Annotated in this window: 19 protein-coding genes; 8 read left to right on the top strand and 11 right to left on the bottom strand. The window is 42.6% G+C overall.

Features of this window, described 5'->3' with window-relative positions; all coding sequences use genetic code 11:
• Positions 1-66: 66 nt before the first annotated feature.
• The 3 genes from EJ361_RS21055 to EJ361_RS21045 are packed head-to-tail and all read right to left on the bottom strand — an operon-like array spanning position 67 to position 4,309.
• Complete coding sequence (locus tag EJ361_RS21055; RefSeq protein ID WP_126248006.1) at positions 67-2,415, bottom strand: ATP-binding protein; 2,349 nt, start codon at positions 2,413-2,415, stop codon at positions 67-69.
• Entirely contained in the window at positions 2,399-3,121 is a 723-nt protein-coding gene (locus tag EJ361_RS21050) for an ABC-three component system middle component 1 (RefSeq protein ID WP_126248005.1), read from the bottom strand. Before EJ361_RS21050 ends, EJ361_RS21055 begins: the two co-directional genes overlap by 17 nt.
• Positions 3,122-4,309: an ABC-three component system protein gene (locus EJ361_RS21045; protein WP_126248003.1), complete on the bottom strand. Its 1,188-nt coding sequence runs from the start codon at positions 4,307-4,309 to the stop codon at positions 3,122-3,124.
• A gap of 278 nt (positions 4,310-4,587) precedes the next feature.
• Between EJ361_RS21045 and EJ361_RS21040 the strand changes: the two genes are divergently transcribed.
• Complete coding sequence (locus EJ361_RS21040) at positions 4,588-6,042, top strand: recombinase family protein (RefSeq protein ID WP_126248001.1); 1,455 nt, start codon at positions 4,588-4,590, stop codon at positions 6,040-6,042.
• 513 nt (positions 6,043-6,555) lie between these two features.
• Here the strand turns inward: EJ361_RS21040 and EJ361_RS21035 are convergent.
• Positions 6,556-7,218: a hypothetical protein gene (locus EJ361_RS21035; protein WP_126247999.1), complete on the bottom strand. Its 663-nt coding sequence runs from the start codon at positions 7,216-7,218 to the stop codon at positions 6,556-6,558.
• Positions 7,219-7,780: 562 nt separating this feature from the next.
• Here EJ361_RS21035 and EJ361_RS21030 point away from each other — a divergent pair.
• The 5 genes from EJ361_RS21030 to EJ361_RS21010 all read left to right on the top strand — a co-directional run bounded on the left by EJ361_RS21030 (position 7,781) and on the right by EJ361_RS21010 (position 11,684).
• Positions 7,781-9,130, top strand: coding sequence for a hypothetical protein (locus tag EJ361_RS21030; RefSeq protein WP_126247997.1), 1,350 nt, complete (start codon positions 7,781-7,783; stop codon positions 9,128-9,130).
• Between the two features lie 58 nt (positions 9,131-9,188).
• The gene (locus tag EJ361_RS21025; protein WP_126247995.1) at positions 9,189-9,959 is read left to right on the top strand and encodes a hypothetical protein; all 771 of its coding nucleotides are present in this window, start codon (positions 9,189-9,191) and stop codon (positions 9,957-9,959) included.
• A gap of 16 nt (positions 9,960-9,975) precedes the next feature.
• The gene (locus EJ361_RS21020) at positions 9,976-10,779 is read left to right on the top strand and encodes a hypothetical protein (RefSeq protein ID WP_126247993.1); all 804 of its coding nucleotides are present in this window, start codon (positions 9,976-9,978) and stop codon (positions 10,777-10,779) included.
• 117 nt (positions 10,780-10,896) lie between these two features.
• Entirely contained in the window at positions 10,897-11,289 is a 393-nt protein-coding gene (locus EJ361_RS21015; RefSeq protein ID WP_126247991.1) for a hypothetical protein, read from the top strand.
• A 131-nt stretch (positions 11,290-11,420) separates the two neighbouring features.
• Positions 11,421-11,684 (top strand): hypothetical protein, encoded by a 264-nt coding sequence (locus EJ361_RS21010; protein WP_126247989.1) that lies wholly within the window; start codon positions 11,421-11,423, stop codon positions 11,682-11,684.
• Between the two features lie 20 nt (positions 11,685-11,704).
• Here the strand turns inward: EJ361_RS21010 and EJ361_RS21005 are convergent, their stop codons facing one another.
• On the bottom strand, positions 11,705-11,956 hold the full coding sequence (locus EJ361_RS21005; RefSeq protein WP_164714349.1) for a hypothetical protein: 252 nt from the start codon (positions 11,954-11,956) through the stop codon (positions 11,705-11,707).
• A gap of 84 nt (positions 11,957-12,040) precedes the next feature.
• Entirely contained in the window at positions 12,041-14,698 is a 2,658-nt protein-coding gene (locus EJ361_RS21000) for an outer membrane beta-barrel protein (RefSeq protein WP_126247985.1), read from the bottom strand.
• Positions 14,699-14,968: 270 nt separating this feature from the next.
• On the opposite strand from EJ361_RS21000, the gene EJ361_RS20995 reads away from it, so the two are divergent.
• Together EJ361_RS20995 and EJ361_RS20990 are read left to right on the top strand one after the other, a co-directional pair.
• A complete protein-coding gene (locus EJ361_RS20995) occupies positions 14,969-15,862 on the top strand; it encodes a hypothetical protein (protein ID WP_126247983.1) in 894 nt (297 codons plus the stop codon).
• Between the two features lie 63 nt (positions 15,863-15,925).
• On the top strand, positions 15,926-16,168 hold the full coding sequence (locus EJ361_RS20990) for a hypothetical protein (protein WP_126247981.1): 243 nt from the start codon (positions 15,926-15,928) through the stop codon (positions 16,166-16,168).
• A gap of 124 nt (positions 16,169-16,292) precedes the next feature.
• On the opposite strand, the gene EJ361_RS20985 is transcribed toward EJ361_RS20990, so the two are convergent.
• The 5 genes from EJ361_RS20985 to EJ361_RS20965 form a co-directional block, all read right to left on the bottom strand.
• Complete coding sequence (locus EJ361_RS20985; RefSeq protein ID WP_126247979.1) at positions 16,293-17,081, bottom strand: hypothetical protein; 789 nt, start codon at positions 17,079-17,081, stop codon at positions 16,293-16,295.
• Between the two features lie 195 nt (positions 17,082-17,276).
• Positions 17,277-18,185 (bottom strand): hypothetical protein, encoded by a 909-nt coding sequence (locus EJ361_RS20980; protein ID WP_126247977.1) that lies wholly within the window; start codon positions 18,183-18,185, stop codon positions 17,277-17,279.
• Between the two features lie 117 nt (positions 18,186-18,302).
• Complete coding sequence (locus tag EJ361_RS20975) at positions 18,303-19,268, bottom strand: hypothetical protein (protein ID WP_126247975.1); 966 nt, start codon at positions 19,266-19,268, stop codon at positions 18,303-18,305.
• Complete coding sequence (locus tag EJ361_RS20970) at positions 19,265-21,013, bottom strand: AAA family ATPase (RefSeq protein ID WP_126247973.1); 1,749 nt, start codon at positions 21,011-21,013, stop codon at positions 19,265-19,267. Before EJ361_RS20970 ends, EJ361_RS20975 begins: the two co-directional genes overlap by 4 nt.
• A 246-nt stretch (positions 21,014-21,259) precedes the next feature.
• On the bottom strand, positions 21,260-21,970 hold the full coding sequence (locus EJ361_RS20965; protein WP_126247971.1) for a hypothetical protein: 711 nt from the start codon (positions 21,968-21,970) through the stop codon (positions 21,260-21,262).
• Positions 21,971-22,322 lie beyond the last annotated feature (352 nt).

Here is a 22,322-nt window from a genome sequence, read left to right as displayed (position 1 = left end):
GCCTATTCTATTTCCTATTCTATTTGATATTTAATTGCTTTGAATCCGCAACTCTTCAAATTCGATTTACTGTGCTATTTGAGTATTGTAGAAAAGTGATTGCACATTCAGTTTGCCACTGCTAAAGTGGAATTTATTGAATTTATATAGCATGTAATTAGCAATATGTTCTTCGTGAGTAGAAATGATTAGGTGGTAATCAGTGAATTCGTGTCTAAGTAGTTCAATAAATGAATGCACATTTAGATCATCTAGGGTTTGAACAGGATCGTCTATTGCGAGGAATTTAAAATGGTTGGGTGTTTCATAAACCTTGTTTAATGCCAAGCAGAATGCGAGCGACACGACTGCCAATTGTCCCGAGCTAAGCTGATGAATGATGTCGTGGTCGCTGTCCTCATTAGTAAGGAACCTTACCCGGCTTGTCGATTCCTTCACGTCCATAAAGATTCCATAGCCTTGCTGGTAGTGTTGTAGAATTTTTCCTGAATAAACATAAAAAGGTATTTTGATCTTTTCGATCATTCGCTTTTTATATTCTTTGATCACAGACGCGTACTGTGACTTTAATGTGGAAGCTTGTGTTACTATGCTTTCGGCCCGTTCAAGTCGCCTTCTAAGTATATTCAACGAAAAAATCTTTGTTTCATTGAACTTCTGATCAAGGTATCGCAATTTTGCTTCCATGCGTTCGGGCATCAGTAGCCGTTCTGGATTCTGGCTATAAAATTGTTTATACAATTCCGAATCTATTAAGCTACTCTCGTCAACTGTTATACCGTTATTGGCAATTTCAAGTACAGACTTTAGTAGCAGGATGTTTTCGTCTAATTTTCCTGATGATACAGGCTCGTTAATAAGTAAGTACTGAAAGTCTATCCTTTGACTTTCTGCGATATTCATAAATCGTTGAACTGCATCAAGATTGCCCGCTCTTTGAGATACACGTGTATAAAAGATTGGATCTATATAGTTTCTTGGAGCAGTCAAGAAATTGTTGATTGCTGCACGTATAATACTGAAAAATCCAGATTCTAGCAGAGTTTCTATCCCGTTGAGGATTTCCTGTTGGCTTTGATTAAAACTTGAAAGTAGGGTTGTTTTTTGGTCAAAAGCAAGACGTAGATTTTCTATGCTTTTCCAATCGGCATCACAAAGCGGACAATGATTGGGCAATACTTCATGGCCCTTTATGTTTTCAAAATGCTGAATTGTTGCCTGGCGTTCCGAGTTTAGTTCACGGAGCATCACGGTCATTTTGTTCATCTGCTGTACAATCTGCTGTCGTGATGTAAGCTGCGCGTGAAGTGATGCATTGAATTCATCAGTTAGCCCCAAGGCTAAATTTAGTGTTGCGTCACTATGGAAATCGTTCAGTCGCTCCAAATATTTACTCAGTCGCTCATTTAGGTCAACCTGTGAGCGAAGAGCAGCGAGGCGTTCTTGGCTAATTAGAGATTGGACTATTAATGATTCCAGTATTGGCTGACTGGAAATCACAGCCTGTAGTTGAAGTTTTAACCGCTGTTTCTCAAATTCTTCAACTCTAAAAGTTCTAGCAAACGACAATAGCCGATTTACAGTTAGTTGTAGTTCTCGATTTACTCCAATTAACTGATCAGTAGGTGTGTTTTGAAAAGGCTCGATTTCATCAAATTGAATAGCTATATTATCAAATAGCCGATCATACCCAATTGGGTCGTATTGTGATGCAACTTCACCCAGTTCTTCTATACGCGACTTTAAAATGTCGCGTACCGCAGTTACCACTTCAAGTTTACCTATTAAATTTGAGAGATCGTTGTCCTCTTTTTGGGTTTGAAACAGAAAAGACAATTCATTTTTCTTTTTATTTTCGTCTTTCCTCAAAAAGTAAATGTTGTCTTCCTGCTGAAGATAGTTGAAAAGAGGATATAATTTACTCATACTTAGACTTTCCTGTTGGAAGAAAAGCCTGTCAATAAATTGCTGGTCAATCTGTCTGAGAGTCGAGTACAACGGGATTTGCTCAAAATCACTTTCGTTGTTACTGTAATATGTGTTGAGTATTTCCCAGGCGTCGGGTCTAAAAGCTCTCGCATTCCCGATTTTACCGTTACTTTGTTTATCCAGCCGCTTGATTATGATGTGATTTTGATTGTCATCTTTCAGCCAGACCTTAAGCAATACATCCTCCCCGGCCTTGTGCTGGTAAAAAGGTTTTCTATGGCTGCTGTTTTTCATCGTCACCTCATTATTGGTCATCGTCCGTTCTAGCTTTCCACAAAGACATAACTCAATAGCATCGAAGATGGTTGTTTTGCCAAACCCATTTGGGCCACTCAAAATAGTCAGCCGATCATTGTGTAATGGGACAATTGCCGGATTGTAGACGCCCTTAAAGTTCTGTATGTGTATTTTATAAAGTTGGAGCATCGTCTATAAGTGAATTGATGAATGTATCGAAGGTCGTGTCGTTAGGGTCGAGAACCTTTTGTAATAGCTGATCCCTTTGGTTTTGTTCAAGTTGGGGAGCCTTTAGAATACTACTTAGGAATTGTTGTTCACCTTGGGATATTTTTTGCGAAAGCAGCTCTGAAATTGAGATGAAGTCGTCACTGCGGGCTACATTTAGGTTAAAGAAAGGCAGCTTTATGGATAGTTGCATCGCCAAGAAATATATTTCATTAGCGAATATTTGTGTGTTAAATGCATCAAACCTTTCCTCATCGGAAATGATCTGGTGAATAGAGGTTACAATATCATTTTGGTTATTGAGACCAAGTAAAGCATTTGGAGTATAGGGGATCACGTACTTTCGATAGAAAAATTCATCTTCTTCTAATTGCAGTAAACGGTTTTTGTACCTCACGCAGTCTTCTGCATAATTCTCAAACTCAACACAAATTATCAATGAAGTGTTTTTTTCGACGTCAGTTGCTAGGGCTTTTTTTGATTCAAACAGAGTGAGAACTTCCGTCAAATTCACGTCTATGGTCGATAAGTCTGCTTTTTTAATAAAAAGCACCAAATAGTATTCTGAACGGTCTGAGTTCGAGTTGGTAAAAAACTTGATTCGTGAATCGGTTTCTAAGGTAACAAATCCAAACTTGATAAATAACTGTGTGATAATATTTTCCATTTAATTTAATAAGTTGACTACGTTATCACGGGTAATAAATTCGATTTCTTTTTCATCCATGAATGATCCTGTACGGGCAATCTGCTTACGGGCTATATCATGAATTTTCCCTGTTATATGTTCGTTTATGATAAAGTCTGTCTCGTATCGCTCGATATTGAGCTTGTCGTTTTTTAATATTCCTCGAGCGGCATCTCCTTTATAAAACTCGGGTTTTGCTAACGCGGTAGCAAGGTAATTGTAATTAGTCTTGTAATGCGGAAAATTTTCATCCTCTAAAATAAGTTTCTCACGCTGTATTTGGATCACAGTACGTAAAAAAGTGTTGGAAAAATCTGTAGGTAAAAAGAAGTTATGACTTAGTTCGCAGGTGGCCAATGTTTTATTGTGAGTAGTCGCTGGGAAAAGTTTACATAGCAAGCTTTCCAGATTAATGTCATCCAATAAGAAAATTCTGCGAATCAGGTCTGAAACGAAGGCTTCATGTTCCTGAGTCATCTCCATTCCATTTTCATCAAGTAGATTGAGCAGATTTAGGTATTCATTGTAAATTTCTCTTCTAACTGCATTTATTTTTGCTTGATGTTTTGTTTTAGGTGTCGAGATTAAGTTCAATATTTCATCCAAAGTGAAATTAACATTGTAATCTGCCTTGCTCTTTGTGGCATGTTCGATCCTTATCCGTTCATCAAGAAACGCTAGATATTCATGGAAGCTGCCTTGGCACCAGTCGCGGTTAGTCGCTTCAGGGTGTGCCAGAAATGAAAGCGTAGCCATAATTTCGTCGACAATTAGGTCTCCAATATCGTAAAGTGAGCAAAAGTTTTGCGTTGTACTATATGGGTACCGCAGAACATTATGCGGATTCTGTGTTGCAGTTAAATCTGACCAATTAGTAACTTCACGAATTGTGTGTAGGTAATTTTCACCTAGGCAAGCCTCGAAATTGGCCAATGCGTCAGTATAGCTGCCTATGGTTCTGCCAGAAGTGTAAGCTTTAACCTGGTGAACCTCTACTATGGTATTGCCGTCTAGAAGTTTTACATCTTCTTGCGTTTCCAGCTCTATTCTATATTGGCCGAGATTTTGAAAATTTGCAGAATTTGCTTTACGAAGGCCTACCAACAAACCTATTTTGCCTTGATGTGCATATCCGCTCCAACTGGCAGTTGCGTTTCTATTTGACATCTACTTAAATTAGTAAAGTAATAATAGGCAAATTATTCCAGAAAAGGTCCTTCGAAATAAAGTTAAGGGAAGTCACAAATTTGTTTGTGTAAATTGTTGACGCGCCTTGTTACAATTCGACTAGGGAACGTTGTCGTCCATATGAGATTTAGCCACCCAAAATAACCCATGTGTTTTTTTTACGGAGCAAGCCACAATGTCTCGACACTGATTAATGTTATTAGGTTTGAGCTGTTTAATTATTTTGAGTAGTCTTTTATAACCAAAATAAAGTAATCATGAAAGCCATAGGATACATGCGTCTTAGCTTTAAAGACCAATCACGTTATTCTCTCGATGCACAAGAGACTTCCATCAGAAATTATTGTTTAAGGTATAATCTCGAACTTGTTGCGTTATTTAAAGACAATGGTCAGCTTAGTAGTACATTTAATAGAATTGATTTTAAGGCCCTGGAAAGCTATATAAGGAAAAATAAGGGTGAAGTTCAATATTTGGTTGTTATGGATCATGACCGATTTAGTAGGGATTTATCTGAAGCACTTTCAAAAATATGCACTTTAGAGAAATTATACGGCATTAAGGTAGTATCTGTGGATGAACCGATAGACATCGATCCAACAAACCCAACGGCATTTATTAGCCGCGCATTTAGGTACGCTACGGCCAACGCAGAGCTCTTAAATATCCGCGCTAGGACAAGAAGGGGAATTAAAAGAGCAAGATTGGAAGGACGTTTTATTAATAAGGCTCCATTTGGCTATAGAAATGGGAGAGATATTTTAGGAAAGGGCATATTAATTCTTGAAGCAAACGAAGCAAAGATAGTTCGAAAGATCTTTTCAGATTATCTATCCGGTATTTCCTTGTTGGAACTTACACATAGTGCACAACAAATGGGTTTTTGTCTGGTAGGGCATGGCTGTATCAAACGCGTTTTGAGTAATTGCATATACGCAGGTCTTATTCCTTTCAGAGGAGATGACGGTGTTCTAAAATATGTAAAGGGAATACATGAGGCGATTGTGGGCGAACAGGATTTTATTATTGTTCAAGAAAAGCTTTGCGCAACCAGGCAATCTAATTTAAAGGTCGATCGGGAGTTTGTCCTGAAAGGATTATTGAAATGCCATTGTGGAAAGCATATGACTGCTGCTTGGAGCAAAGGTAGGACAAAGTACTATTTGTATTACCAATGTATGTATCATCGATCACTGAATGTGCCTGGCGTAGTTGTTCATGATCGATTTGGGCAAATTTTGAACACATTAAGACTAACTCCTCAACAAATAGCTTATTTATATAAGGAAACTCGTTGCCAGGTGGACATGGCACTAAACGATGAGAGAAGTCAAATAGATGCAAGGAAACAGATGATTGTGGAATTGAATGAACGAATTGATTCCCTTGAAGAGCATTTTATTGAAAGACGTTTAGACTTTAATACATTCGATAAATGGTCGAAAAGATATAGAAGCGATCAAAAGAAACAAGAGGAGATAGTTGAAGATCTATTAGGTAACATTGAGGTGCAATTGATGGTGGTCGAGCAATTATTTAAAACTTCGAGTTCCATCGGCGATATTTATAGTTTGTTAAACCCACTTCAAAGATTATTACTTGGGCGGTATATTTTCAGACATGGATTCACTTGGGAAAATGGAGAACAACAAATAGTATATCGTCTGCACTATCTGCTTGTAGCCTCGAGCTTCATGAAAAGGGATTGCTGAAAATCTTGAACCATGAGTTAAATATTACGGTGGAGAATGAAAGGCAGTTGCTGGATTTTATTTCACAGCAATTAGTAAGTGTTATAAAGAAGTAGCAACACAAAATGAGTGACTTTGGCAGTCAGCAATTAATTTTTTAATCGTCTTATTATCAGTGGCTTATGAATTTCTACCAGGATGAGGGTCGAACCACTGTATCTATCTGATATTTAGATTGTTATCAATTAGCGTCGTAAAAGACAGTAAAACTAAGGCCAGGGCAATGAGAAAACATCGAACACCTTAATTGCCTGTAAGACAATAAAAAAAGCCCATCATTCGATGAACTTTTATCTTTTGAAATGCTATAAAATTTTAACATCTCATTTGGTACCCTGATCCGGGTTCGAATCAACGGACCTACTATGCGGTAGAAAGTTCTAACAGCGGCCATCAAGTCAGAAAGTTAGCATTCGATGGTCATTTGGCAAACCGTATTTGTTCGCAAATTGTCATACTTTTTTAGCGAAAGTATTAAAATATCGTGAGCCCAATCCTTGAATACACATTTAGAATCGTCCCTTCTAACATCACAGGGTCTTTTTTCACCGATGAAAACAGCAAAGACTGTATGGGGCCGTTGGAGCTCAATCGTAGATTCAGCTCTAGCCTTTGAATTGCATCGCGAACATTGTTTTTTGCAATTGTCGTCTCATCCAAAATGTATCCTTTTTCCACCCGCCGGGTAATAAGCCCATTATACCACATGCCATAGTACTGATGCCTTGGATTTAGCAGGTTTTTTAGTTCGTTATGATACCGCCGCAATTGGTAATAGGCCTCCCTGCTAGTTTGTGTAATGTACAACAGGTATGGTTTCGTTTCGATTACATACTCCCGCCACGACGGATTAGCCCAAATACTTGGATGCGTAAAGATAATCTTAGGGAACATGGCATCTAATGCCTTAAGCTCCGCTATAAATGCATTTTCTTGATCATCTAGCGCTTTGGCTGCCCTCGTGCCCTTTTGAATCCAAAGCTCGAAAAGGTGATTTAGTCCTGATTGCTTTGTTATGTCATAAGCAGTACTAATACAAATCCTGTCTGTTCGTCCATCCTTACAAAAGGCGTCTATCAAAAAAAGTACGGTAGGCTCGGCAATCGAAGCAACAATAGCAGTAGTGGGTTTTGCCATTAAACTTTCCTTTATGTTGGGTACATTTTTCTATCTCAATCGGCTGTGCATGCAGCCTATTGAGACGCTAATAAGATTATAACGGATTATTGCCTAGAGGATACCCTTTTAACATTTTCGGAATTTTAGAATACGTAGTTCTACGTTTAGTCAGAGTTACCGCTAAAATTTAGTTAGATCTGCTGTCCTGGTAGGGGCTCACTGTTGTCAGAGGCGAGTTAACAGGACGATTTGCAAGGTAGTCTCGTAGGCGTCGTACACGTCTAAGGCGAGGCAGGGGCGACGAAACAGTTACAACCTGCAAAATCCGCGTTGGCACTCCAGACTCCGTCAAAAACAGGAGGACTGCCGGGTGTAACGTATTTGGCATGATAGGATTTTTACTTCTCATAAAGTACAAATTACACACTATCCTTCGATTTTTAGCTAACCTGTAATCCATGACCGGCCTGAAGTTGCAGGGAGTTTGCCGGCATCTCAATTTTCCCTAGATAGGGTCATATGGGAAATGTGTCCAATCAAGCAACAGACCTTAGCCATATCATCAAATTTATCCATTGTTATGAGAACAACTTTATTATGCAGTTTAGCCAGTGGCAGCAAAAGCCACAACGTATTCAAAGATGGTGTGTGGTTATGGTGCTTTCTATCGGGGGGAATGTTTATAGCAGGATGCCGCAAGGGTGCTACTTCGGCAGAACAAAAGCTACTTCCACCGGAGACTACTAACGTTTTACTTAGCCGACTGGTAGAACGAATAAACAGCGACCCGGCCGCGGTATCCTACTATCAGAACTGTGTCCGGCAGTTCGGTAAAGCAAGATGGGACCAGGCGCTGGTAATCACCAAAGCTAATAAAATGCAATGCCTGCTACCCATGTTGGGTGCCGACAGCAGCACCATCTCTGTAATCGCTTTTGAGTGGTCAGGGTTGCTTCGGGCCAAAGTATTCGAATGGGGACGCTATGGAGTACAGACGGATAATGAACAGGAGCGTCGCATAGCCCTAGCGCTCGGCGCTTTCAATTACAAGGTAACCGGTCGGCAGCCATACCGTGACAATGGCATTTACTACATTGCCGTTAAGGAAGTCCGACAGCCTGCAGCCCAATCCGTTAATAGGGCCGTCGCCTATACCCTCAGCATCTGTTACGAATGGACCACCTGCAGGGGCGACGGCTGGGGCAATTGTATCGGACCGTTGACGTATCACTCCGAATGTTATACAGACTTCCTATGGGCAGGGGAATTTGACTACGCCGGATACGGCGGCGCCTATTACGACGATCCAGGTTCATACGGCGGGGGAGGAGGTACGTCCGGCGGGAATACTGGCGAGACGACCATCCAGTTTTTGGCACCCCGGCGACCCATCACCAGCATTTTGGCTTACCTCAAATGCCTTGACCGCAACTTACCGTTAAAGCTAATTGTATATGCGGATCAGCCGGTACCCGGATACAATGACCCTATCAGCATCACTGGTGGCATCGGTCACGCCTTTGTAACCATTGAACAACAACAAGGAAGCAAATTGGTCCGCCGAAGTATCGGCTTTTATCCGGCCACCAAGGTCAATCCGTTCAACAGGACCAGTGCCGACAGTCAATTAGGCGACGACCAGGACCACCCCTACGACGTCGCCGTCGCCTTCGCATTGCAGCCTGGCGCCACCCGGCAGGTGCTGGATGCCATATGTTACAGCAATTCAATATATGACATCGAGCATTATAACTGTGCAGACTTCGTCATCGACATTGCCGCTGCTGGCGGCATTGCGTTACCCAGGACCAAAGGGTGGTGGGTGGTTGGCAGCGGTGTCAACCCGGGCGATTTGGGGGAAGACTTGCGTAAAATGGGCGGAGCAATGCTCAACGGCACAACGCGCCCCAATGAGGGCGACTGCCCATGAAATGCTTTTCACCAGCTCGCCGGCGCCTTAACCGAACTCGAGTACTAAACTATCATTTGTGGAAGAAACCAGACCAATTTTCCCATTACATGGCCGCAACTATTACGTAGATGTCGCCACCGACCGCCTGGTGAGCGTTGACGATCCTGAACAAGTACTGCGATTCGTGGACATGGATTATGTCGGCAATGAATACTTGCTTGACATCGGATATGCAACGCTGCGGATTCCCGCCCTTGTTGATCTGGATCCTGCCGGCATGGCAAAGAAATACAACGTATCAGCGGAAGCTGTTAAATCAATGAAAGACCTGGACCTGATGGTCGATACCCAAGTTCTCAGGGATCTCCTTAGCGGGATCCCTACTCAGGTTCATATTTGCGGACACAAGTTTGTCGTAGACTGGCATGTATATGGGCTAGTCAATACCAGCCGAAGTCAGGGAGCTCCTATCTTGTTTCGGGATCTGTGGGAATTCTGGGATCCCTACCAATTCAGCTTTTGTTTCCCCTTTAATAAAAAGCATGGGGTCGTTGCCCACTTGGATGAACGTTCGCCCAACCGGCTACCGAGGAATACGGTGATAGTAACCCTTCCACCACCTGTGGAAATCGACCCGGTCGGCTATGCCCGAACCTTTCATTTACCAATTGAATCTTTTGTTCGCAACCAGCCACCACAACGAATAACCCTTGCCCGAGTCATTGCAAAGGAATTTAGCAAGCTGAACGCAAAGTTCTTTCGAGATCGACGCAATGACCGCACGCTGCAGATGCGCCATCGACTGAGCGAAACAGGCAGGCGACTTGGAATCTCATTAAAAAAATAGCATAATCAAATTTACTATGAATAGTGCACAGCCTTTGATCAAAGTGTTTGGTGTCGACTGTATTTTGGACGTCACAAGGGATCTGCTATTCGAAAAAGCTAATCCGGACAATCAAATCATGCTTAAGGACACGTTTTACGACCCCATTAAGAATAACTATATCATCTTTCGCATTGGCTTAAAACTTTCTACTCGATTGGGTCGCGACCCAGATTTTGTATTGCCATCGCTTTCCTCGCTTGATCCAGCGGGTATGGCTAAAACATATGGCAAATCTTTGGAAGATGTCAAGCGCTTGTCAGATGTTTTAATCGTTAACTCTGCCCAGGCAATTAATGAAAGAATATCACTAGGCCGGCAACCGAGTCTAATGATCCACGGCCATCGCTTTTTTGTCAATTATCATATGGGGCAGCTTGAGCCAGAGGGAAAGCCACTTTCAGGGTTCCCATTCGAAGTCCTGAAAAACTTTTGGTGTCGAGGACCCGAACCCCACTATATCATCCCGTATAAACCAGCTACGCTCGAATTTGTGCCCCTTGATTTTGATACGTTGACTAAAATCCCGAATGGTGTCCACTTGGTGAAGTTTCCAACTGTAGACATTCTCGACCCCTATGGCTTCGCCCGCGACATGGAATTTGACGTGATGGAGGTTATTCGGTTTTGCCCTATTGTGATGCAGCGAAACGCCGAAGCTGTTTCCTGGCAGGATATAGCGTTGCCAAACCTGGATGTTGAAAATCTTAAGAAGACGAAGAAGCAAAGGGAGTTTAAACAGAATATCGACCAAACCAAGGCGCGGAAAAAAAATAGATGAACAATAGCGGTTAAACGCCGAGTTGACTTTAAATTCGGATGCTGTAAATAGTTACTTCGGCGCTCTTATTCGTTATATGCTCCGAAATCCCTCATTCTTGAACCAATTTGCAGACTTATGCGAATACCATTCCACTCTCCAATTCAACTAGTGATCAAACTATCGATTCTATTCCTTTTGGCATGTAAAAAAGAGCCCGCAAACCCTCAGTCGCCACCAGAACCACACTTGGAAATCACCTGGCTGGGCCGGGCTGACAAGGGTATAGTAAGTATCTTTGGAACTAGCGAGTATGGTCCAGACTCCCTTGAAACCTGCGGTTTTGTTTGGGGACCGCTGCCTACAACTGACTATTACCAGGATTCGCTAATACTCAGCCCATATGAGCCGCTGGTCGGCTATCTAAAAACCGGCCCCTTCCTGGAAAAGTACTTCTTCACCTTTGTTCAAATGAAGTCGGGGCTCAGGCGATATTCAATGGCTAGAAAATTGGAAGGGATGATGTATTAACACTTTCAAGAGCTCCAAAGGCTTTCGGTAATAAATGCGTTACCAATTAATGTGTAGTGATGGCGCAGGGAGTGAAAAAATGGGTAGTATTTCGGTTCCTCGTGCGCGGTGATTTAGTTAACTTTAGTCCTATGGCAGATCTGCGAACCATTGAACAACTTATAGAAGCGCTAAAAGCCGAAATCCTACTTCTTTCAGGGCAGAAAAGTAACCTCATCGTGAAATCTGCACAAACCGCGCTTGCATCCGGTAAACTCCTGGCTTGGGCGCAGGAGTTAAGTATCGATCTTGATCGCGGGATCATGGTAAAAAACCTTGACAGGCAAACAAATCCGCGTATTGTAGAGTTAGTACAGGCAATCGCCGCTTCTCGGAAGTCTACACAAAATATATAAATGCAGGTCCAACAAATCCACTAGGCCTGTTCAACAGCAGCAATAAGCGACTCGGCAATCGCCTCATAGGCCGAAGGCAGTCGGTGCGGATCAGTTATGTAAAAGCATCCCTTCGCATCTGCCTGAATGTGAATTCTGACTTCCTTTCCCGGTAGTAAAAGATAAACCTGGTAAAGCCGTTTCACCTTGGTATTGACAGGCTCAAATCGAGCAGTGATGGTTTGATCCCCCACAAGAAAATACTTTGAAAATCGTTTTACAGCTTCCTCCATCGCCGAATGTGATTTCCGCAATTTAGGAATTAAGCACCATTTTCTACTCATATTTTGTTCTGATTACCATCAATTTACTTCATCTTAGAATTTCTTAATGTTCCAGGTTATTCCGAGCAATAAGAGCTGACCTAGTACATTTGAACGGCTTTCCTCGGTCATTGTTGCCGTTATTGCCCGCCTGACGCTCGTATTCTGCCCCAATATATCCATGGCTAGCACCCTTGCAAACCAGCGCTCATCTTTTGAAAAGGTGTAATTCAACGAGGCGTTTATGATAATAACATTTTTTTGCAATCCGTGGCCAAGGGATGGATTCTGAATTGCAGAGAGAAATGCATCCAACGCCCATCGCTTGGGCCAGTTCAGCTGTCCGGAAAGGGTAAATCCAGTCAGGTTGTTTTTCTGTTTCATCGTTGCTAAACCTCGGTGACCTGTTCGGGTAACGGAGCTCGTAAAGGAAAAAGTCGACTGTAAAGAAAATACGGAGGCGGCCGAATAATTGATTCCGATCCGCTGGCTTCCACTAAACGTCGTTGCCACATTTCTTTCTCTATTGGATAAAGAAACCGTACGGGCCCAATATGGGCTAGTGCTAAGGGAGAGTTGTAATGTAGCGTCCTCAATTTTCCAGCTCCGGCTATAACTGAAATTTCCGATTAGTGCATGGTTTCCATTTGTATTGATTGGCCGACTGTATTGGACGCTATCATACCAGGTTTCTTCGACAATGAGGTTCGACGAGGTCGTCCCTGAAAGCATTCCGGACCAAAATGTTGTCCCTTTGTTCATTTGTGCACTTAAGCTGACATTGTGGGTAAATGAAGGCTTCAAGGTCGCGTTTCCCAGACGTATATATAGAGGATTAGAGATATCGGCAACGGGTTGAAGCTGCTCGCTGGAAGGCTGCTGGCTTCCTCCATTGTACGCAATATTGACGCTGCCTGTTCTACCCAGCTGAAACATAAAACTGGCTGAGGGAAAAATATTTGTCGCTGCATCGTCCCGGTATGTCGCTTTAGGGCCTGTCGTCACCTTTTGTCGTTGCCGCTGAATGGTCATGCCAGCAGAAATGCTTGACTTCCCAAGCGAATAGTTCATTATCAAACCGGGCGAACTTATCATGTTGACCACCTCCAGGGCATTTGAATAGCTGCTATCCAACACGGTATGCAAGCCGGATGTCGAGTCAAATTTATAAGTTTTCCGGTCATTGGTGCTTTCGAATAAATTCAAAGCGTAGGTTAGTTTCAATCCCAGTCGGGCAGATATAGGCTCATTCCAGGTTGTCATCTGGTTGAGCTGTCGGCTGTACGCAGATGTCCTTCCAATCTGATCCAGCTCCCGCCGCTGGATCGGATTTCCGGTTGCCGCAGACGCTAGCCATCCGACATTTGATTCGTTTGAAGTGCGCTCGGTAGCACTCATTCCCATGGAAAAAGTTACACTCCGGCCTTTAGCAGATAATTTTCTGCCAGCAAATATCTGAAATTCATATTCCAAGCTATTGCCGCTGGATTTCTGTTCGTTTTGACTGGTAATTATTGGTTTTGCATCAAGGGACGTGGTGAGGGCATTATTTTGGGTCCATCCGTCCACAACGTTTCCCGTGACGCTTCCGCTGATGTTCAGTTCCGTTAGGCTGTCTGCCTTAATGTCGGTTGAGAAGTTCAATCTATGCCCGTCTGTTTTTCCTTTTGTAGACACCGATGCAGTATAATTGTAGGCGGTATCCGGAAAGACATTTTGCCGCCAGATCTCCGTGTTTTCCCTTCGCTCATTGCTATTAAAGGAGTAGCTAACGTTAAACCGCAGCGCCGGGTTAATGGTTTGTGACAGGTTTACCCCGGCGAGGCCGTTGCGGGGAATCCCCCTGCTGCTTTGCACACTTGTTAGTGACACTCCGGGAGAGGAAAGTGCCTGGCTCGCTGTATTGTTAATCGATCCAAGAAGGCTAAACTGGGTATTTTTATCAAAAAAATTCACATTCCCGGCGGCTTCAAACTTGTCTGAAGTGCCGGCGGAGCCATTTATCCTCCCGAATGTTCCCTTATTTGTACCACCTCTCAATACAAGGTTTAAGGCTTTCTGATTGCCGGAGGCGCGGCTATTGGTAAATCGCTCCTCGCGCGTCTTGTGATCGGTGACCTGTATTCGATCCACGATATCCTTTGGCAAGTTTTTAGTCGCCAGACGCACATCCGACCCAAAGAAGTCCTGGCCATTAACGGTCACTTTGACTACCTTCTTACCATTTACCGTGATGTTTCCATCCTGATCCACCTCAACACCAGGCAGGCGCCTGAGAACGTCTTCGACAACAGCGTTAGTAGAAGTTTTTACAGCTCCCACGTTATATTCCAACGTGTCCCGCTTCACTAATACCGGGGGGCGAAGGCGAGAAACGATGACTTCCTCCAACATAGCGATATCCTTGGATAGGTAGACTGGCGGACGAATAGTTTCGGTCCGGTCCGACGAAAGCTCGAAGCTCTCGCGAAAGGACTTAAGCCCGCTATATGATACCACAAGCACACAGCGCTTTCCGATGGGCACCTGGCGTATTGTGTATTCCCCTTTTTTACCTGTCATGGTATAGGAAACCAGGGAGGAGTCTGCCATCATAAAAACTGATATGGTAGCCGCTTCCAATGGCTTTTGGGAAGCAGAATCGTATATAGTGCCCCTAATAATTGCAGTCTTTGCTGTTTGGCCAAGAGTATTTACCTGAAGGCCGAACATGATTACTATAAAAAGCAGATAGCATTGGCGGTATGAAAAGTGACATGGCAATGGTATAAGGCATTTTTCGACGTGAGTTTTCCCATATAAAGTTTTGGAAAAATGATGATGAGTTCGGGAATATTTGGATGGTCTCCAGAACAATTCCAATCAACTCGCATCTTTGTTTCAGGATTCGAAAAAAAATGCCAGTAACGATAGTTGTTAGGTCGGTGCCATTCGTTGCTATTCACAAGATTTTTATGCAATTACAAACAGAATTGTTATAATATGTCCTTGCTATTTGCACAACGTTTTGATGGTCATGTCTCGATGGCCGGCACCTATTCTGGGAGATTTAAAGAGGTCCTCTTCACAATTGGCGGGAATGTGGGTGTCAATACCTTTCAGGACAGGGGGGATCATGCAAATTACCTTGAATTCGGTGTACTAATCGACGGAGCAGACGTTGAGGCTGGCGATATGGGTATTTTTGCAACCTCCTTTGATCAAAACGTGGCGGGGAAATGGACACCGAAAGACTACTTTTTACCAATCGGTCGAAGATTTGTTGAAGTGGTAGCCGATATCGGCAGCCATATGCGCATCCGAAACGTGCTGTTTTCTGGTTATTGCCGGTTTGAAAGTCGTGTTAGAGTCATACACTTTTCGATCGACTCTTCTGCCGCCGCTATATCAGAGACGGAGGTGCTAAAAAGTGACGGGAGTTTCTTCGCAGGCGATTACGCAGATAAAGCGCCGCGGATTGCCAAAAGTAACCCCAACCTCTCTTCCAAGAGACTTTTGGAGACAATATTGAGGACGGAGGGACAACAAGAAGATGGGATGGGAATAAGCTTTGGCGCATTTATCGGGAATTACTTCGTCACACCTGTTAAATTTCCACCTGAAGAATTATGCTCAAGCAGTGGTAGAAGCCCTCACAATTGCACTTACTATAGAGCGAGCACTAGAGAGCAATTATATTTTGAAGTCGATGAAAAGAAGTTTTGGATGCCCGAAAACTGCCGCTGGCCCTCTACGCTGCATTGTGAACGATGTGGTCATCGATCAAGTGTCCCATTGGTAACCATTGTCAATGCGGGCCAGGAAATTATACTTATTAAAGAAGATACTCATGTAAATGGCTGGCATCAGCAAGGTGAAGGCACTCAACCGTCATGACCAAATCGAGTTTAGTGCTGAAGTCCTGTTGTTAGATATAGACGTGGCCATCAAAAAACTACTATGAAACGATTGCGAAACTATTATGGCGATATCTTAATGAAAGGTGCGATTGGTGATAAGTTGACCAGGTTGGAATGGATTATTTGGCGACTGGATCAACTATGGCTACATAGCCCAATGAAGCGGAAATGGCGGAGAGAATTTAAACGTGTAAGCGATGAGGAGTTTGAAAAACTTGCAGCAGAGCTATTTGGAACATCGGATAATCAGAAAGGAACTGAAACCGTTACACAAGATGCCTGATTACTCCTAATGGTAGGAAAATCACGTCTGCCAGGGAAAATACATCAACATAACTCTTCCTATCCAATTGGTGCGGCAGTTGAGACAACGAATTAGTTTAACCGGTACGTTGGCGGTTCGTCGGTCAAAGGTGGCAGTTTGACGAGCAATCGCCCGCCCAAAGATCCTGGCTTTTGCGAAACTGTATCTCCGAAAGTGGCTTCAGGCTCCTATGTAGGTAACATGGATTCTTAATCCCCTTACTCATGCTATTGCGAATAGATTCATCCACTGCAACTGCAGCCTGAAAATCATCTGGGTAGTTTTCCTTAAGATCCGCCCAGGAGCTATCTGATCTATATGGGCAAAAAACACATGCGCTTTTCACCGGAACAGGAAAATTGTTGTGCTTAAGCCAGCTGACAACCTGTTCCCGGCTCATCGGGTTTCCCCAGGCGATTCGTCCCCAGACTTCTTTTTTGAAATAAAATCCGGTAAATGGATAAATATGGGTTTTCCATCCTTGCCTCGGGTGATCCATCCTGTCCAGTTCATCTGTTGTAATACCTTTCCAGACAGTCGTCTCTGGTCTACGCTGCCCCTTTGTCAGCCCATATAAATCTCTGATAGCATTGTCAATGGGACGAATTTTGTATTCGGAGGTGCACTGCCGACGTAACATCCCTACGCGACTGTTACTGCTCATAGTAAACGCCGGAATGGATGCGAACCTTTTGCCCTCCTTACCTGGGTTTAACAAGTCGTCGAATAAGTTCTTTTCCCTCCGGACGATAATGGGAATGCCATTGTGTGCTTCCTGCCATTTCAACAAGTGCTCGAGATAATCGTATGTGAGCATCCGTTCGCGACCCGGATCCGAAACGATTGCTGCGTCAGCTCTTGGAAATAAACCCAGGCTTGACATGTAGTACATTGCCACGGATTGGACTCCGAGGCCTAGCGAAAGAATTGACAATGATCTTTTCATTGATTATGTAGCTTATGTTTGCATCATCTCAACATAAATCTGGCAAATACCAGCTACATTCGGGGCTATTTGATCCTACGTAAGAAAAAGATTCTGAGGGCCAGCGGACACGCTCACTTCTCAAATAGATTACAACATAGTTTATTTGCGTCGTTGACCGCGAGAAATGCTTTCCGGTTCGATTATTCTAGGCTGCGCCTTTGTTGCGCGTGCACCAATACTGCATCCTTCTTTGTGAAATTGATCTATCCAAATCAACTTCCGATATTTATTTTGAGGGCCCCAGCGTTGCTTTCGAATATGCCCTCGAACGTCAAATCCTGAAGTGCGAATGACCTTATTCCAGGACGTGGTGACTTTTGTGATGGGAAACCTCGCATCATTTAAGACCTTTTCCTGATTTTTCCGAACACCATGGCTTCTTCCAGGTGGCAGTATGACTTCCTCGATGTCGGCGAGCTCCATAAAAATAATAAGCTGATATAGGGTCGTTTTCGCATAGGCGTCGAAGTCTTTGAGGGGCATGGGGGCGCCATTATCATAGTCATCTGCGGCGTAATGTTCCGAAATTGATTTCTGGGCCAGATCAAAATTGAAGAAAGAGTAGGAGAGATAACTGGATCCCTCGGAGGTCTTAGAGTTTCTTGCCGCAAGCGCATTTATGCGATTTCCTGACTTTTCGTAGCGGATGAATGTATCGCCAAAAGACAATTGCCGCTTTCCGTCCGACACTTGGTTTAACCATTCCAATTCGAATGGTTCCTTTACACGAACTTTCTCGCCCATCTCAAGGACAGAGTTCATGATTAAGTAGTGCTTGCAATCCTGTTCGGATAAGAGACGGCGTGTTCCGCTGAAATCCAATTTGAGTCTGCCATCAACCCCTTTTATGACGTTAGGGTCATGCTCAACCTCTTTTGGATCGAGAAATCCAGCGGATACATATTCAACAAACTGCTTGTTCTTCCAGGCTTGATAATGCTGTAGAATTTTTTCTTTGGCCAGTTCATTTTGGGCGAACTGAACACCAAAGAGCTTGTTCAGTTTCACGGGAAATGTTTGTCGCAATATCGACGTCACTTCCGGTAATGGGCCTTACTTGTTCCTATATAGTAGATTTGTATATTCCCTCAATGTGCTCGAGCTATATTGACCACCAATAGCTCATTATGAAATTCCAAGATCTTCACAAATATCCGCCGTAAGCTTTGCCAAAACTCTCTTTTCATGTTCAATCTCCGAGAAGTAATTGGCAAAAACCATCCGTTTAACGTCGTTTATGTCACTGAATAGTGTGCCTTGATACTGTTTGAGAATAGATTCTAAATAGGAATTATCATATATCCTTGCTTTGAGGATAATTTCGTCAATATAATCCTTGTGCATTTTATATAGATCCAGAAGTGCAAAAGCAGTAACGTTTCCCGCTATACAGGTTTTTATCGCTGGATCAATTCCCGTCTTGAAATGAAAATCAATATCATATTTCTCTGGCATTCCATTGATGAAATCAATCGAAGTCGGTGATATCTTAAACTTTGCAAGTTGGCTGAAGCCATGCAGATAAGGATGTAAATGCGTCTTAAGCGTAAACGCCAACTGGCCTTTTAGGCTTGCATTGCATATAGAGCAACATGGTATAAGATTGTAAAATGAAAGAGATAAGTATGGATGGCTTGATTTAGTAAAAAAGTGGTCAAATTGTGGTCGCGTTCCTGGGCCTTTTCGACTCAGCGTGAAAGTGTACTGCCGATTGCAATACGGGCAAACATTCATTCCCAAATCTATTGCTAGTTCATATGCTCCCCACTTTTCGTAATTTTCATAAAAAAATACTTTGCTATTAACTTTATCAATGAAATTTTTTGTTAGAATAGCCGCGTACGTTGTTTGGTAATAATCGATTCGCTCAGCTAAATATTCGGGTCGCCCTGTAATCAGGCACTGGCCCACTGGCAAAGAAATATCATTCAGAACATCTTGAAGGAAGCTTGCCTCAGCAGGCAGGGTAGTGTTTTTAATTACCTGTCTCAAGCGGTATTCCAAACCTTTCGACCGTCCTTTATCCTGGCAAATCCTTTCCTTGTGGTTTGCGGCAATCTTTTCAAGGTTTGTACGATTTATCCTTATCATAAACCCAGCTTTTTTTCTATTCGGGCAAGCCGCTCATCTAGCCCCAAATTAAATCTGATATCGTACATTTCGAGCAGCTTACGACGAACGATTGGTTCTCCAATGCTAAGTATTATCTTTTTAATATCACTTTTTCTTTCAGCCGTCACTTCTGCTGAAGATGTGAGATCGGCTATCACGCGATCAATCTTTCGCTTTGCGAATAAGCCCATAAAATCATTGTCCATAAAGAACGTATCAGAAAGCAGGGTGTGAATATTGCCTGCAAATGTCTGGGCATGCTCTATCAATGAAGAGTCTGAAGGGTCAATGGTTCTTCCATTCTTCAAAAAAGTTACTTTATGTTTTGGCAAATCAGAGAGAACGAAGGGGGAGTGGGAGGTTAGTAATATTTGTAAGTTTACTTCCGGGAAAATCTTCGGAAGAGCGTCAATGATAACGCTAATTAAGCTTTTTTGCCACTTTGGATGAAGGTATAATTCCCCTTCGTCAATTATTATTAATGCATTGTCTCTAATTTGTTCTTTGCTCGTCATAGCTTGTTGGTCACTTATCTCATAAAATCGTGACAACATCGAAAGCAAAGCAAGCTCTCCTGAGCTAAATTGGTCTTGACCACTTGCTCCAAAACTAAACCCAAACGTCAAATACCGCGTGCCCTCGATCTGAATTCTACGTAATTTTTGTAGGAAATCTTCCAGCTTCTCTTGTACAAAAACTTCCAACGGTATCCAAACAAATGGTTCAAAATAGCTAACTCCCTTGCCAGTAAACAATTCAATTGCACTCTGCAATGCAACTTCGTAATGTTCTGGACTGCCAAATTGGGCCATGACAAGGGACAGCAAATTACCTGGCTCTTTTGGAATTATGTCAATATCCCCAGGTATTGCAAACGCGGATTGGGGATGCTTTGCACTTTCAACAAAATCCAAAAGAATCATCTTTTCAATTTGCGCAATAAATACTTTTTCAGGCGCCGAGACCTCTTTAAAAAACTCATCGTAGAAGTTAGAAATTGCTATCAATAATTGATTCCTCGGTGAATTTTCCTGATCAGATTCGGGATCTTCAAGCAAAGGATCAACTGGTCCATTATGCCTTACTGAAATATACTTCGGAAAGGGGAAGCTATCGCCCAATGCAATCCCGGCTTGCAACATCTTAATAATTCGATAGTATTCCCTATTTAAAAAGCCCGAGATAAGACCTTCGCCTCCTGAAGATGAGCTAGGCGATCTCTGCTCGAGATCGGCTCTTATGGATAGGTTATGTGTGTTGCCCTCGTGCTTTCTGTCTGGATTAAATCGGTCGTACAAATTGTTTGTAAAATACACCAGATGATATTCCCAGTCATAATTTCTGGAATAGTGTATGACGTCCGCTTGTTTTAATTCATTATCCCAGGTGATATCGGGTAATCCCTTCGAGCCATGGAAAACAATTTCATTCGTGGTTCCAATGTAGAAGACACTGATAACGTCGGTATAAAGACTTATTTCAAGGTTCCCCAGTGAATAGAGAATCGCCTCAAGAATCGCAGATTTCCCGGCGCCATTTTTCCCCACCAACGCAGATACATTAGAAATGGATGACGAAAAGAAGTCAGCAATATATTCTTCATTAACCTTAATGGACAATCTATTTTTTTCATGATCATAGTGGAAGATGAATTTGCCGCCAAAATTAATTTGGCACTTATCCAAAGATTGAAAAGAATGTATGTAGCAAAATAGCAATTCCATGGGTAAGGGGTTTAGGTGAAATTGTTACAAGAATAAGTATTTTTGGTGTGTTCTCATCTTTTGAGCTTTGAGAATTCAATATCCAGTCGGTATATGTAGATTACGCCAGTTGCAGTGTTTATTGTGGGTGTTTGGGGTTACTTGTTCCCCTGATGGCAGAAATAAGAGCGTTTGTAAGCGCTAATCCTTCAGTCTTTTTAATATTTAAGCCGGCGATACTGATTACGAGCTCATACCCTCAGTTACCTACGAATGTTGTAGTCGAGCTATTGCGACATTAATTTGCCCGATTACTTTAAGCCCGTCGCTCTGTGGAAAGGCCTTTTCAATATACTGCAGGAATGCATTCCGATTCTTGGGATTTTGCCAATCATATATTGTTAGCAAACCCATATTGGAACGTTTTATCGTCTGAGTAAACCCGTAAAGCGCTATGTATGGAGGGGCATCCACCAAAGATTGTTTAATCAAATCCTGATAAACTTCAGGGCGAACCAACTTCTCAAATTCTTGGATCAATAAATAGGTGCTTTGCAACTCCAGACCACGCGAAATAACTGTAGCGATAGTATTCAGCTTGCGTTTTTTGAGGTATCCGATAAGGAACGAGGTGTAGCCAGGCGCTGCAAGACGGCACAAATCGATGGTGTATTCATTATACCTTTTTTGATAGGCTTCGAATGTAAAAGTATCCCCAAGCTCCTCCGCAATCTTTGTGGTTATATCCACCTCCAGGCGTTCAATACCCTGAAGAGTCAATCTTAGTGCTTTTAAGTCAAAGTTTGACCCATTACTATTCTCTCGTACCAAATCAAAAATCGCGCTTTTGAATGCCCTTGTGCTACGTCTGTAAGTTATTTGGAGATAGATCGGATGCGTAAATTGACTACCGAATTCCAACTTGTTAAGACGCTCATTGAAAAAGGTCTTATATGTTAACTGATACTTTTTTGCCATAAAGGGTTGCCTTTTTTACTCGATTAAACCCTATATAAGGTAAACTAAGATAACCGAACCTCAGATATTATAAAAATGTTTGTCCAACTATTTTGTTATAACGGAACATATTTTGTAATTTCGGGATAAGCCCACCCGCTGAATATTGTGTTTCGTGTTTTAGGCCGCATATGGAAAAGTTAAGTGGGGATAGGGTTATTCAGATTTTGAAAGCGCAAGGAGTAGAAATATCGCCAGACCAGGTTTCTGAGATTTTAGCCTTTTTGCGTCTAATTGCCGATATTTTGGTCGATTCGTATCTCGAGTATAGAGAGCAGCCGACCTCCCAAGAATTAAGTAAAAAAGGTCCCAC

The sequence above is a fragment of the Chitinophaga rhizosphaerae genome (assembly GCF_003958645.1).
Taxonomy (GTDB): domain Bacteria; phylum Bacteroidota; class Bacteroidia; order Chitinophagales; family Chitinophagaceae; genus Chitinophaga; species Chitinophaga rhizosphaerae.
The sequence above is the reverse complement of the archived record's forward strand: the minus strand, read 5'-3'. Positions and strand labels throughout refer to the sequence as shown.

Bases quoted from the DNA above. Each gene is read 5' to 3' on its own strand.
- EJ361_RS21055 (WP_126248006.1), bottom strand. From the start codon at position 2,415: ATGCTCCAACTTTATAAAATACACATACAGAACTTTAAGGGCGTCTAC.
- EJ361_RS21050 (WP_126248005.1), bottom strand. From the start codon at position 3,121: ATGGAAAATATTATCACACAGTTATTTATCAAGTTTGGATTTGTTACC.
- EJ361_RS21045 (WP_126248003.1), bottom strand. From the start codon at position 4,309: ATGTCAAATAGAAACGCAACTGCCAGTTGGAGCGGATATGCACATCAA.
- EJ361_RS21040 (WP_126248001.1), top strand. From the start codon at position 4,588: ATGAAAGCCATAGGATACATGCGTCTTAGCTTTAAAGACCAATCACGT.
- EJ361_RS21035 (WP_126247999.1), bottom strand. From the start codon at position 7,218: ATGGCAAAACCCACTACTGCTATTGTTGCTTCGATTGCCGAGCCTACC.
- EJ361_RS21030 (WP_126247997.1), top strand. From the start codon at position 7,781: ATGAGAACAACTTTATTATGCAGTTTAGCCAGTGGCAGCAAAAGCCAC.
- EJ361_RS21020 (WP_126247993.1), top strand. From the start codon at position 9,976: ATGAATAGTGCACAGCCTTTGATCAAAGTGTTTGGTGTCGACTGTATT.
- EJ361_RS21015 (WP_126247991.1), top strand. From the start codon at position 10,897: ATGCGAATACCATTCCACTCTCCAATTCAACTAGTGATCAAACTATCG.
- EJ361_RS21010 (WP_126247989.1), top strand. From the start codon at position 11,421: ATGGCAGATCTGCGAACCATTGAACAACTTATAGAAGCGCTAAAAGCC.
- EJ361_RS21005 (WP_164714349.1), bottom strand. From the start codon at position 11,956: ATGGAGGAAGCTGTAAAACGATTTTCAAAGTATTTTCTTGTGGGGGAT.
- EJ361_RS21000 (WP_126247985.1), bottom strand. From the start codon at position 14,698: ATGTTCGGCCTTCAGGTAAATACTCTTGGCCAAACAGCAAAGACTGCA.
- EJ361_RS20995 (WP_126247983.1), top strand. From the start codon at position 14,969: ATGTCCTTGCTATTTGCACAACGTTTTGATGGTCATGTCTCGATGGCC.
- EJ361_RS20990 (WP_126247981.1), top strand. From the start codon at position 15,926: ATGAAACGATTGCGAAACTATTATGGCGATATCTTAATGAAAGGTGCG.
- EJ361_RS20985 (WP_126247979.1), bottom strand. From the start codon at position 17,081: ATGTACTACATGTCAAGCCTGGGTTTATTTCCAAGAGCTGACGCAGCA.
- EJ361_RS20975 (WP_126247975.1), bottom strand. From the start codon at position 19,268: ATGATAAGGATAAATCGTACAAACCTTGAAAAGATTGCCGCAAACCAC.
- EJ361_RS20970 (WP_126247973.1), bottom strand. From the start codon at position 21,013: ATGGAATTGCTATTTTGCTACATACATTCTTTTCAATCTTTGGATAAG.
- EJ361_RS20965 (WP_126247971.1), bottom strand. From the start codon at position 21,970: ATGGCAAAAAAGTATCAGTTAACATATAAGACCTTTTTCAATGAGCGT.